Genomic DNA, 12,830 nt, shown 5'->3' on the forward strand with positions numbered 1-12,830 from the left:
GCTCCTCAATCGTTCTAATAAAATAATAAGCAATATTTGTGCCAAAATTATTAGTTCCTGGAAGTAACAAAAATGCTGGATTTTCGAGGTTTTTTGAATGGTTATATATTCAACTTTTAACAATATAGCTCTTTTTTACAATAATTATGCTACACCGTGTCATTTTTGCAACATATAGAACCTTTTACTCTTGACCAAACAGCTTTTCTACCCACAAATAGAGGGCAGGCAACAGAAGCAGCGTTAGTATTGTAGATGATACCAGCCCACCAATAACAACTGTGGCAAGAGGCCTTTGAACTTCTGCACCTATACCAGTATTAAACGCCATTGGCACAAATCCAAGGCTTGCAACAAGTGCAGTCATTAGTACCGGTTTTAAACGAATCAACGTACCTTCATATACAGCTTTTTCAAGTTTCATACCTTGTGCCCTCAGCTGATTGAAGAAATTAACCAGCACCATGCCATTAAGTATTGCTATACCAATAAGCGCTATGAAACCAATACCAGCTGAGACACTCAGTGGTATCCCTCTCACATATATAAAAATAATCCCACCGGTGAGAGCAAAAGGTATACTATTAAATACTAGTAAGGTTTGAGTAATGCTTTTAAACGTTCGTATTAAAATAATAAAAATAATAGCTAATACCACAGGTATGATAATAAGCAAACGAAACCGTGCTGACTCAAGATTTTTAAATTGACCACCCCAATGTAGTATATACCCTGAAGGAATATTCAATGCCTTGACTTTTTCTTTTGCTTCATTCACAAAGCTTTGCGTATCTCTGTTCTTTAAATTTATTGAGACTGCAGCGTAGCGTTGTCCTCTTGTTCGGGCAATTGTTGTTATTTGTTGCTTAGGCTCAACAGAAGCAATTGTACCAATTGGTATAGTACCACCATCGGGAAGACCAACAGGAATTTTTGCAATATTAGCTATGTTATTACGGTATCTATCACTTATCCTCACCACTATAGGGAATCGTTTATCAGCATCATACAAATAACCAACCTGCATGCCACTCATGGCAATGGAAAAAGCGCTGTTAACATCATTGACGTTAACACCATATCGAGATATTTTGTCATAATTGAGCACTACATCAATAATTTCACTTTTTTTAAGCGCAGTGAGTGGATCCAGTTCAACAGTTGAAGCACCTTTAATGCTTTCAAGAACTGGAATGGATTTGTTCGATAGCTCATATAATTTATCTAAATCCTGTCCAATAATCCGCAGGGTAATATCGGCACGGTTACCTTCAAGAATTTCGTTGAAGCGCATCTCAATAGGTTGTGTAAGTGAGATTTCCTGACCTGGCACCTGCTCTTCAATCTTTTGAGCTATCGCCTCAAAAAGCTCTAACTTGTTTGGCTGTTTGCCATTATATATGCCCCATTTTGTTTTATCCTTTTCAAGGATAACAAAGGTGTCGGCAAAATTTACTCCCATTGGATCAGTTGCCGATTCAGGGGTTCCCATGCGTGAAAAAACAGTGCGCACTTCCTTGAACTGAGCTATGGCTCTATCACTTTTTTTCTGAATCTCAAGTGAGGCATCAAGCCCAATAGTCTGGTCACGCACCAAGCCTATAACCATATCTCCTTCATCAAGCCGTGGAATAAAATCAGACCCAAGATTAAAAAACATAATAATTGAAACCACTGCAATTAACAGCGGTGGCAGAGTTGTCTTAAATGGATGGCGCAATGAATAAGTTAAAAAAGGCGTGTACACTTTTGATAGCATGCGGAAAAACAGTGGTTCTTTTTCTTTTTTCCCCGGTGAAATAAAATAATATGCTAGCACTGGCATTACAAACATGGCAATCAAAATACTTCCACCCAATGCATATAATACAGTTTCGGCCATTGGTCTAAACATTTTACCTTCTATACCTGTCAAACTCAACACTGGAACATAAACAACCATAATAATAAGTATACCCAGAAAGACAGGCTGGCTAACTTCTTTAGCGGCTTCTTCGATTATTTTTATTTTTTCCTTTTTTGTAATTGTTGTGTTTTTCAATTCATTGAGATGTCGCACAATATTTTCAATCATTACCACCGAACCATCAACAATAAGGCCAAAGTCAATAGCACCCAAACTCATAAGGCTGGCTGCAATGCCACTTGCAAGCATTCCTCCTCCTGCAACAAGCATTGACAAAGGTATTGCCAGTGCAACGAGAAATGCAGCCGTAAAATTTCCAAGAATTAGGAAAAGTATTGCAATGACAAGCAGTCCACCCTCGGTTAAGTTGCGAGCAACAGTTTTTATGGTTGCATTAACTAGAAAACTACGTGTATAAAGCTCCTTTATAGCAACATCTGGTGGCAGAGGTATTTCCTTTATAAATTTTTCAACTGCAAGAGCTACCTCACGGCTGTTGGCATTAATACGCATGAGTACTGTCCCAAGTACTGTTTCTTTTCCGTTAAGTGTTGCTGCACCCAAGCGCTGCTGGCTTCCTACCACAACATCCGCAACCTGCCGTAACCGTACTGGTGCTCCATAAACATTCAATTTCACAGGAATATTTTTAATCTGTTCAAGCCCTGTAATGGTACCAAAGGTGCGTACTATAATCTGTTTGCCCTCAACCTGGATATAACCACCACCATAGTTTTGCCCAATGTTTTGCAAAGCATTTACAAGTTGATGGCATATAATACCATGCTGTTCCATTCTAACAGGATCAACATTTATATGAATTTCTTTTTTATAACCACCATTTGATTCCACTTCTGCAACACCAGGAACACTCTTTAATGCTGGCTTTATAATATAATCCTGCACAGTTCGTAAATAAGTAAGCTGTTCCTTTTCCGGTAATGTAGATAACGCACTCCCCTCTTTTGCTGTCACCGCATACATGAAAATCTCTCCAAGCCCGGTAGAAACAGGACCAAGTTCAGGAGAAAGTCCTTCAGGCAACTTATCGCGGATTGATTGTATTCGTTCATTAACCAATTGTCGAGCAAAGTATATATCGGTGCTATCCGAAAATACAACAATAACCTGAGAAAGGCCATACTTAGATAACGAGCGTATATCCTGTACATCAGGCAAGCCCGCCAGTTCTGATTCTATTGGGAACGTGACTGTTTTCTCAACTTCTTCAGGAGCCAGTGCACCTGTTTTTGTATTTACCATTACCGATACATTGGTAATATCCGGTACCGCATCTATTGATAATTTGCTAATTGAATAGACCCCAGAAATGATTACAGCAATTGTTAACAGGATCACCCATAATCTTCCACGTAATGCCTTTGCTATCCATTCTGATATCATTGTGCTATCTCCATAAGCAAATTAAAGTCATTTGTAATACATGCAATTGCCGCTATAGTCTTTACAAGCTCAAGTTGTGTTGTATAAATCCTTTCAAGTGTTTCATGTGTCTGTACATCAAGTTCCAGATACGACTGAAATGTTATTGTTCCCTTTTGAAACTCGCCATCTGCGTAATACATAGTATTTTCTAATTCCTGTTCTATACCAGGAGGGTATAATGATAAAAGATTACGGTAATATTCATAATGTGCAAGCGTTGTACGTATATCTGCTTCTATCATCTTTTCAATATATTGCATCAGGTATTCTTCCTGTTTTGCTCTTGCAGTAGTAGCTTTTATCTGATTTTGATTTTGATTATACACTGGTATAGGAATGCTCAACCCGCCCCAGATAGTTTGCTCTTTTTCAGCTACTTTTTCATAATCATAATTTATTATAAGACCAATATCTGGAAATGCATTTCTCTGTGCCAGTGCCACCTCTTTTGATGCAGCAAGTAGTAACTCCTTTTGTTTTTTCACCAGCAAACTTTCAGTTTTTGCTTTTTTAACCACCTCATCTACATCAAACACTTTGGGATTCTCAATCCAGCGTACATGTAATTGCAAATCAGGACCACCTATGCGAGTATACAGCTTTAAGCGTTGCAACCAAACAACCTGATCTGTTTTTATTTTATATATCTCAGATTCCAGCATACGTAGTGTATTTTTAACAATTGCTGCTTCAACTTTTTTTTGGGGGGATACGATAGGCCTTGCAGACATATAGGTATTTATTAATTTGAGACGTTTTATGCGTGTTGCTATATGAGATGACTTGCGCTGGCTGACAGCGTATTCATAACCAAGATTTAAAACAGTGGAGGCAATAACATATTTCATTTCCTGGTGCGATAGTAACTGATAATTTTTCTTGTAGCGATAAATTTCATCAGCAAGCGATAGTTTTCCAGGAAAATACAATGGTTGAAGCACTGAGACTCCTGCTACATTTCCTTTTTGTGAATCGATTGATTTACTGCCATAGTATGCCGATACTTCAGGATTTTTCCACTGCGTTTCAAATTTCCTCAATGCTTCCAATTCATCTATTTTTAGCTCTTCAGCCTTTATTAGTTCAAATGATTGAAGGGCGCTTCCGATGAGCTGTTGTAATGACAATGATGATTGAGCAAACCCTGAAGCAAGCACACCACATATACACGCTGCTATTACTATTAGCTTTTTTACCATAACAACACCATCTAATAGAATATATCAATATCATAAGCATTATAATGATTTTAAACTAATGCGTATATAATAACATAAAAATATGTTATATGTCAAATTAAATTATTGCAAAAATGTTTATTTGTCTTGTGATGCCTTAAACACTTTTTAGCAAAAGTGACTTTAGAATAAATGCAGTAATTTTTAATATCAAAAAGTGGTGATTATATTTAGCTTTTATTAGTAATTACCAAAGAAATTATAACTTAATCTAATAGCATATATAAGAATCCTGTGAAAATGATACCATTGCTACAAATACAACATAATATTTATATCAGTTAAATCAAAAATGCATTAATGATATAACACCTTTATTATAAAACTTCATCCATTCTTCAATATTTATCCGTCTCCCCACTGCTACTGCATTTCTAGTAGTATTAAAAACAACTCCCATATTCCAATATTCTACTGCCGCAAAAAGAGCGTTGCCACCATCCTCGTCTGTGCTTTTGGAAGTTCTGTATGAAAAATAACGAATCATGTCTTCAACATTTCCATTACAAAAGCATTCCTCCCTTTTTTTATTAAATTCATTCCATGCCTCAATATCATTGAAACCCTCACCCTGATCCTCTACTATTAATCGCACTTCTTCAGTGGTAAAGCTATACCATACTTTAATGATTTTTGAGGGATCTTTTTTATTACCATGTTTGATTGCATTTTTTATTAATTCACTTATTTGTTGTTCTAATAGATTATGTTCTTTTACTATAATTGGTACCTTTTGCATAATAACACGGGAATAGTATCTTACAAATCTATAATCACTAACAAATTCTTTATAATATAATGTATCTTTGTTAAACAGATAATGATTGTCATCTATTTTAATTTCATTTACCTTTCGCATTAACATAGACCCTCCATCATAACATTATTTTTTGGTGCTCAGTGCATCAATGGATGGCGCAATTGGCAAAAATTGGTGTAATTTGGTTAGTTTAATTAATTTCATCACCGGTTCCGTTATATTAGTAAATGTTAATAATATATTTGAATCCTTTGCTATTTTATAAATAGTGATAATGGCATTAATTCCACTAGAATCGATATACGTTACCCCATCCAAACTCAGTATCAGTTGATTTATTTTGTTGTTATTTATCTGAAACAAAATATTATTTTTAAACTCGGTAGCAGAATATAAATCTATTTCCCCTTCAACATATATTATTGTGTTATCACCATGATTTTCAATAGCAATTTTCATACTTTACTCCTAACTTTAATTAATGATTCTAATTCATCTTCAGTTGTTACATTTACATTTTCAGCTTCGTTTATATTTTTATCACTAACCATATTTATTTTTAAAACAATAAAAGACTGATCATCATGAGGTGCAACCACACCCTGAAACTGTTCTATTAACGCACAAATTTTTGACTGTATTTCATCCGCATTTAAATCTATATTTTCTTTTAACATTTGTATTATGGGTTCTATACCCAGTTGCTTCTTATAACTGTTCATTGCTTCAGTTATTCCGTCAGAATAAAGAAATATAACGTCTCCATCATGTACTCTCACCGCCATAGACTGATAATCAGAGTTTTTTTCTATACCCAGTGGAAGTCCATCCGTATCTAGATACATAACTTTTCTGTTTCTATTTTTCACAAGCAAAGCAGGTAAATGCGCTGCATTAGTATATTCCAAAATTCCAGTTTCAGGATCATATACTAAAAGATAAGCAGTTGCAAACTGATCACATCCCAGATTACAAATACTACGATTGAGTAATCGAATAACAGATGAAGTTTTCCAATTTTGGTTGGCAACAAGGTGCATAATTGTACGAATGATCGTCATAATTAAACCAGCGGCAACTCCCTTACCAACTACATCGCAAATAATTATTGCGATTTTACCTGAATTCAATGTGAATATGTCTAGGTAATCACCAGTTAAATATTTTGCAGCTTTTGAATACAATGAAAGCGTAAATTTGTCAGAAACAGGTATTGATGACGGTAAAAGTGTTTTTTGGATTTCCGATGCCAGATAAATATCACGTTCAAGCTCTTTTTTTATCAAAAGTTCTTTATGCATTACTACGTTTCTCAGCAACAATTCTGCATATACGGTCAGAGATCGTGCAGTGTTGTAGTTTTCGTTTTCAAAATAACGGCCGGGGGTATTCTTTGTAAGACATACCAATCCTATCCTTTTATCATTCAGTTGGATAGTAATCATGATAATTGAACTAATAAACAAAATATTATCGTATGTATTATCCTTAAATAATGGGTGATGTCTCATGGAATAATAATCTTTTATGAAAAGGTCTTCATTCTTAAAAAATGTTACATACGCAAGACTATCTCTAGGAACGGTTTTGCCTTTAAAAAAAAGATTTGTTAGATGTATACTTTTGCTCCGCATATCTTTTCCCAATGCACCAGGAAGCACAAAATTCTCAGCCATAGCGGAAATATATAGTTTGTCTTCAGATTCATCATAAATTAAAATAGCTCCGGTCTCTGCCTCGGTTTTTTCAATTAACTGAGTTAGAATATATTCATTAACTTCTTCAAATGTCTTATTTTCCATAATGATTTTACCAATGTTCTCAAAAAAGAGCAATGTTGATTGTTTTTCATTTTTCAAAAATCTAATCAATCGTTGATTATTCCAAAACTCCCATTCGGTTAGTAATATAACAATATAGAAATTTAAAAAATACAACAATGGTGTAATATATATATGGCTGTGCAGTACATCATTTGAAAAGGCTACAACAAATGAGTATAACACTAATATACCCAAAGCAATGTTCCGAAATTTAGCAACTATCTGATCAGCAGTATTCCTCTGTATAAATAAACGATATATTATGATGATAGAAATTGAAATAAGAAATATTTTATACACTAATATGGAAACGCTTTCAGAGACATATCCATTTAAAAATATGAATATAGCATGGAAAAAAACAAACATTCTATAGCTATTTACATCAATTTTATGTTCACCAAATAGTCTTACTGCAAAATAATAATAGCTGGCTAATTGAACAGCATCGGAAAACAGCAAAATCCAGTGATTTTTGTAAAATACAACTATAAAATCGCGTACCAAAATCAAGGCCAATATTATCTGAAAAACTTTAATATATTTTTGAGTAACGGTAACTGTAGTAACTCTTTTTGCAATGATAGATAAGAAAAAAATGATAAACGACGAAAAGATTTTAAAAATCACAAAGATGGAGTTGTAATGGTCAACATATTTTTCCATAAACTATGATTGATATAATTTCTTTACAATAATGTTTTTACTAACTGCCCAGGTAAGCGCTATTTTGCTTCCTGCAAAATCCACTATATATGGATAATTCTTAGATCCAGAAATTACTGTAATGATATTACCTGGTGCAATACCGATATTGATCAAGCTGACTGTAAGCTTATGACTCCCATTTATCCTTGATATCATCACAGTTTCACCTTGTTGAATGTCTATTAAAGAGCATTCCATATATTTTTTTTCTTGAACCATGTAACACTCCTTAATTAGTTATAACTATTATAATTAAACACATCTAACATATAAGCAAAAATTTTTCTTAAATTTTAAATAAACGTTCATGATTCGATAGAGCATTAAATCAAAAATACCTTCCTCAATATGAAAGTCTAGTTACTTATTGTGTGAGTTTTAAAGAAATACCAAACATTTTGCATAATACCATCATGTCAATAAATTACATTTACCTACACATAAACTCATATAAACATCTTTAGTAAAATACCTTTGCCACCCTTTCTGAAAATCTTTTAAAAAATGCATGCACATACTATCTTTATTATGAAATAACTCTATTGTCACAAATACTGTAATTGTTATTTTAAACGAAATACAACAATGTTTTGACAACACATGCCAGAATAACAGCCACCGCAATTACAAGCACACTTTTTTGCTGTATATACCTGTCTTTCAATTATCCCTTTTTGTTCAAGCATATACAATATTGCTTCTGCCATATCCCTTTGAATATTGCAATTAACACAAATGTCAGCAACACTGACCTCTTTGTTCTGTTTAATATACAACAAAACTTTTGAAACCATATTCTAAACCTCCTTGATTTTTACAATATCGTATTTCCCAATAATATAAAACATTGTTACAATTACCAAAAAAGTCATAATGGCAATTGAAATCCACAGGATACTATGCCCCTCTACCAACTGATAAAAAAGTGTGGCCACTATCCAGGCAAAAAAAGTTAGATACAGTGATGTAATAGTTGAAAAAAATATTCCGGATTCCTTGACCATTGCGCCAAATGCTGCAACGCAAGGGAAATAAAGAAGGACAAATAACATAAATGCATACGCCTGGTAAGAATTAAAATAGCTTTTCAAAATTACAAATGTAGAAGAATCAACTTCTATTTCTTCAGCTATATCCTCAACTTCCGCAGCTTCTGCGATCACATCTATTCCAAGGGGATCAATCAGTCCTTTATGAATTTGAGAAAGATTCTGTGGTATGGTTTCTAATGCTTGTTGCAAGCCGCTTACAATACTAAAATCTTCTTCTGATATTTCTTGCTGCACATCTTCATTGCGAGTGTAGAGAGTATTCAATGTACCTACAACTGCTTCTTTTGCAAAAAGCCCAGTAATTACTGCAATGCCTGCTGGCCAGTTATCGTTTTCAACCCCCATCGGTTCAAGAACGGGAGTGATAGCTTTAGATACTACTGCAAGAATTGATTTTTCGCTATTTTCATTACCAAATGTACCATCCAGTGCTGTTGAATTTAACAACGTCAAAATAAATACTGCAGTTATTATCACTTTACTAGCACGCAATAAAAACATTTTAAGTCTGTTCCATGTATGAATAAAAATATTTCCCGGGCGCGGTAGATTATACAATGGGAGCTCCATCACAAAATGTGATATTTCACCCCTGAAAAGTGCAACTTTCATAATAAAACCCGAAATGATAGCTGCTACTATCCCCACTATATAAATGGAAAACACAACTAAACCTGTATTATTAGGAAAGATAGCAGCAGAAAATAATACATATACGGGAAGTTTTGCACCACATGACATGAACGGGGTCATAAATATCGTAAACAGCCTGTCTTTTTTTGTATCTAAAGTTCTTGAACCCATTATAGCAGGGACAGAACAGCCAAACCCTACTATTAATGGCACAAATGCTTTGCCTGGCAACCCAATAGATCGCATGAATCTATCCATTACAAATGCAGCACGAGCCATATAACCTGAGTCTTCAAGTATTGATAACATAAAAAACATTATAAAAATAACTGGAATGAATGTTGCCACGGTTTGTATGCCCGAACCAATGCCATCACCTATAAGTACCATTAACCATTGAGGAGCATTTGCAAGGGATAATAAATATTTTGGAAAATCAACAAATATGGTTCCTGCTGCAATGTCAAAAAAATCGATAAATGCACTTCCTACCGTAACCGTTACCCAGAATAACAAATACATTACCAAAAGAAAGACCGGTATACCTAAAACTCTGTTTAGTACTATAGTGTCGATGAAATCTGTAGTTTGTGATCGTATGCCCTTGCTTATTACTACATCACGTACCAATCCATGTATATATGCATATCGAGCATCAGCAATTTCAATATCAGGTGTTTCTTCCAGGTGTTGTCTGAGTTCATCAATTTCTGAAAGCATTCTTTCCTTTTTGAACTTGTCAACACCAAGTCTTGATTTTTCTATCAAATCCAGCTCACCTTCTATCACCTTTAATGAAAGCCATTTTTTTGCTTGTTTAAATTCTTGAAATAACGATTCATCTGCATTCCATTTATTTATAATTTCCTCAATTAGATCAGGATAATTAATACTAATTGATGGGTACGGTGGTGTATCAACAATTGAAAAAAGAGTTTCAGCTATCTTTACTATGTCGGTGGTGTGAATGGCACTTGCTAATAAAACAGTACAATTTAAATGCTTAGCAAGATGCTCTATATCTATTTGTATTCCATTTTTTGTTGCAATATCCGCGCGATTTAATACTATAAGCATTGGTACTCCCATTTCTGCTAATTGCACTGTAAGATAAAGATTTCTTTCAAGGTTTACGGCATCAACAACATTAAGTATAAGATCCGCTTTGCCACTTAAAATATAATCTCTGGCAATTTTTTCATCCTCAGAATGCGCTGAAAATGAATAAATACCTGGAAGATCAACTAGAATTATTTCTTTATTGCCCTTCCTAACCCTACCTTCTTTTTTTTCAACAGTAACACCTGGCCAATTCCCTACTTTTTGCTTTGAACCAGTTAATCCATTAAAAAGTGTAGTTTTCCCACAATTGGGATTACCAGCTATCGCTACAGTATATACCTTCATAACCTTCACCCTTCATTCAATTTTTTAATTAGTAAAATTTCAGATTCTTCCTTGCGAAGTGATAGTTTAAACCCTCTTACTTCTATTTCTATTGGATCCCCTAATGGTGCTATTTTTGTTATTGTAAAAACAGTTCCTTTAACCAATCCCATTGAAAGAAGTTTATCCCTATATTTTTTGTTTTTGTTTTTAAATCCAACAATTAGTGCTTTTTGGCCTACTAATAGAGCTGATATTGTATTATCAGTATGCATATAGCCTCCATAATAATTCAATTTTTAAGATCTTAACACACAAACTCTCTTAATTCGTTACTTTTCATATATTTAGTTTATAATTGCTCAATCGCTATGGGACTGCACGCTTCTAAGTCCCCATCATAAATTATATTCATTAAAAGATCATATTTATTAACATACACAGAAGAAAATGCATCTACTACTAGTGGATGATATAGTTTTCCACGATACTGCAGCAACTGATTATAAGCAACATCGGGAAGAATGCTATTCTTATATGGCCTATATGTAGTCATAGCGTCAAAAACATCAGCTACCGCAATTATTGCTGCATCTAATGGTATATCTTGACTTGATAATCTGTCAGGATAACCGCTTCCATCAAATCGCTCATGGTGATGTCGTATAGCCATAGCGATGCGTTCAAAACCTTTAATGTCTTTTACAATATTGGCACCTATGACAGGGTGTTGTTGGATAACCATATATTCAGCTTTAGTTAATGAAGAATGCTTTAGCAAAATACCATCCGGGATACCAATTTTACCAATATCATGCAAATGTGCTGCAATATTAAGACATTCTCTTTCATATTCAGAAAATCCTAATTCCAAAGCTAATAAATTTACTATATTCGAAACCCTTTTAGAGTGTCCTGCAGTATGACTATCTTTTGCTTCAATAGCTTTTGAAATACTTTCAAAAAAACCGTAAAAATCTAACTGATGATAAATTGTTTGATACATAGCAGATTCTCCCATTTACCAATTTTAGTTGGAAAAGAGAATAGCCCCTAATACATTTTACTCTAACATCGCTTTCTTGAAGCCATCCTCTTTTCTTATCAATTATTACCAATTAATTATGTATTTCTATTATTATTAGTCATAACTAATTTTTATTACAAAAAAAATTTACATGATTACCGATAGCCCTGCCGTTGCAATTACATTTCGCTCATTGCTCCATCTGTCCATCCAGCAACATCCCATAGCTGCATCAAAAGCAACTCGATCAATTAAAGGAATAATTACCCCGCCAAGTGCTTGATAATAAGTAGCCTTGTTAAAATATTCAGAAAAAAAATCTATAATTATATTGAAACCTTTAATAACAGAAAAATCAAATCCCAGTCCACCAAAAAACCCATCATTATCAAAGTTGCTCATCCAGCCTGCCTGTATATGTACCAAGCCCAATCCAAATGAATATGATACGGCAGTACTTAGGCTATACATATCGGACCTGTACATATACTCAGTTTTTAAAACAACACCAGCATCATCCTTCCCCGCTACTCTGATTTTTCCAGCAATTCCAACATCCTGTAATCCCTTATCTTCGCCCTCTTCGTTACTGTTAATACAATATGGGCTTTCAATCATCAATTCAGCTTTACCTAAACCAATACCTACAAGAAATGCAAAATTGTTGCTATCGATACTATTTGCATGTATCCCTGCTGCTTCATACCCTAATTCTATCTTGTTTTCGCCTAAGTGAGCAACGCCAGCGTCCTCTGTTGCAAAAGGTCTGTAGGCATAAAGAGCATGGTTAAAAAATACAAAAATTGTTAGATACAAAAACAACTGACCTTTCATAGAATGTCTCCTATCTA

11 protein-coding genes are annotated in these 12,830 nt (G+C 34.3%); all 11 read right to left on the minus strand.

Features of this window, described 5'->3' with window-relative positions:
• Positions 1 to 184: 184 nt before the first annotated feature.
• Positions 185 to 3,310: a CusA/CzcA family heavy metal efflux RND transporter gene (locus N3F66_02685; GenBank protein MCX8123052.1), complete on the minus strand. Its 3,126-nt coding sequence runs from the start codon at positions 3,308 to 3,310 to the stop codon at positions 185 to 187.
• Positions 3,307 to 4,551, minus strand: a complete 1,245-nt coding sequence (locus N3F66_02690; GenBank protein MCX8123053.1) for a TolC family protein — start codon at positions 4,549 to 4,551, stop codon at positions 3,307 to 3,309. Before N3F66_02690 ends, N3F66_02685 begins: the two co-directional genes overlap by 4 nt.
• A 325-nt stretch (positions 4,552 to 4,876) precedes the next feature.
• On the minus strand, positions 4,877 to 5,449 hold the full coding sequence (locus N3F66_02695) for an ATP-binding protein (GenBank protein MCX8123054.1): 573 nt from the start codon (positions 5,447 to 5,449) through the stop codon (positions 4,877 to 4,879).
• Between the two features lie 24 nt (positions 5,450 to 5,473).
• A complete protein-coding gene (locus N3F66_02700; protein MCX8123055.1) occupies positions 5,474 to 5,809 on the minus strand; it encodes an STAS domain-containing protein in 336 nt (111 codons plus the stop codon).
• Positions 5,806 to 7,839, minus strand: a complete 2,034-nt coding sequence (locus tag N3F66_02705; protein MCX8123056.1) for a serine/threonine-protein phosphatase — start codon at positions 7,837 to 7,839, stop codon at positions 5,806 to 5,808. The genes N3F66_02700 and N3F66_02705 overlap by 4 nt, the downstream gene beginning before the upstream one ends.
• Before the next feature lie 3 nt (positions 7,840 to 7,842).
• Positions 7,843 to 8,100 carry a ferrous iron transport protein A gene (locus N3F66_02710; protein ID MCX8123057.1) on the minus strand — a complete coding sequence of 86 codons (258 nt, stop codon included), beginning with the start codon at positions 8,098 to 8,100 and terminating at the stop codon, positions 7,843 to 7,845.
• Positions 8,101 to 8,444: 344 nt separating this feature from the next.
• Positions 8,445 to 8,675 (minus strand): FeoC-like transcriptional regulator, encoded by a 231-nt coding sequence (locus N3F66_02715; protein MCX8123058.1) that lies wholly within the window; start codon positions 8,673 to 8,675, stop codon positions 8,445 to 8,447.
• Between the two features lie 3 nt (positions 8,676 to 8,678).
• A complete protein-coding gene (feoB, locus tag N3F66_02720; protein MCX8123059.1) occupies positions 8,679 to 10,973 on the minus strand; it encodes a Fe(2+) transporter permease subunit FeoB in 2,295 nt (764 codons plus the stop codon).
• Between the two features lie 5 nt (positions 10,974 to 10,978).
• Complete coding sequence (locus tag N3F66_02725) at positions 10,979 to 11,227, minus strand: ferrous iron transport protein A (protein MCX8123060.1); 249 nt, start codon at positions 11,225 to 11,227, stop codon at positions 10,979 to 10,981.
• Positions 11,228 to 11,304: 77 nt separating this feature from the next.
• Positions 11,305 to 11,958: an HD-GYP domain-containing protein gene (locus N3F66_02730; protein MCX8123061.1), complete on the minus strand. Its 654-nt coding sequence runs from the start codon at positions 11,956 to 11,958 to the stop codon at positions 11,305 to 11,307.
• A 168-nt stretch (positions 11,959 to 12,126) separates the two neighbouring features.
• Positions 12,127 to 12,813 carry a hypothetical protein gene (locus N3F66_02735; GenBank protein ID MCX8123062.1) on the minus strand — a complete coding sequence of 229 codons (687 nt, stop codon included), beginning with the start codon at positions 12,811 to 12,813 and terminating at the stop codon, positions 12,127 to 12,129.
• Positions 12,814 to 12,830 lie beyond the last annotated feature (17 nt).

Source organism: Spirochaetota bacterium, from assembly GCA_026414805.1.
GTDB lineage: Bacteria > Spirochaetota > UBA4802 > UBA4802 > UB4802 > UBA4802.

What these genes read in the sequence shown, in the direction of transcription:
- N3F66_02715 (MCX8123058.1), bottom strand. Translation starts at nt 8,675, where the DNA reads ATGGTTTCAAAAGTTTTGTTGTATATTAAACAGAACAAAGAGGTCAGT.
- N3F66_02705 (MCX8123056.1), bottom strand. Translation starts at nt 7,839, where the DNA reads ATGGAAAAATATGTTGACCATTACAACTCCATCTTTGTGATTTTTAAA.
- N3F66_02695 (MCX8123054.1), bottom strand. Translation starts at nt 5,449, where the DNA reads ATGCGAAAGGTAAATGAAATTAAAATAGATGACAATCATTATCTGTTT.
- feoB (MCX8123059.1), bottom strand. Translation starts at nt 10,973, where the DNA reads ATGAAGGTATATACTGTAGCGATAGCTGGTAATCCCAATTGTGGGAAA.
- N3F66_02735 (MCX8123062.1), bottom strand. Translation starts at nt 12,813, where the DNA reads ATGAAAGGTCAGTTGTTTTTGTATCTAACAATTTTTGTATTTTTTAAC.
- N3F66_02725 (MCX8123060.1), bottom strand. Translation starts at nt 11,227, where the DNA reads ATGCATACTGATAATACAATATCAGCTCTATTAGTAGGCCAAAAAGCA.
- N3F66_02700 (MCX8123055.1), bottom strand. Translation starts at nt 5,809, where the DNA reads ATGAAAATTGCTATTGAAAATCATGGTGATAACACAATAATATATGTT.
- N3F66_02710 (MCX8123057.1), bottom strand. Translation starts at nt 8,100, where the DNA reads ATGGTTCAAGAAAAAAAATATATGGAATGCTCTTTAATAGACATTCAA.
- N3F66_02685 (MCX8123052.1), bottom strand. Translation starts at nt 3,310, where the DNA reads ATGATATCAGAATGGATAGCAAAGGCATTACGTGGAAGATTATGGGTG.
- N3F66_02730 (MCX8123061.1), bottom strand. Translation starts at nt 11,958, where the DNA reads ATGTATCAAACAATTTATCATCAGTTAGATTTTTACGGTTTTTTTGAA.
- N3F66_02690 (MCX8123053.1), bottom strand. Translation starts at nt 4,551, where the DNA reads ATGGTAAAAAAGCTAATAGTAATAGCAGCGTGTATATGTGGTGTGCTT.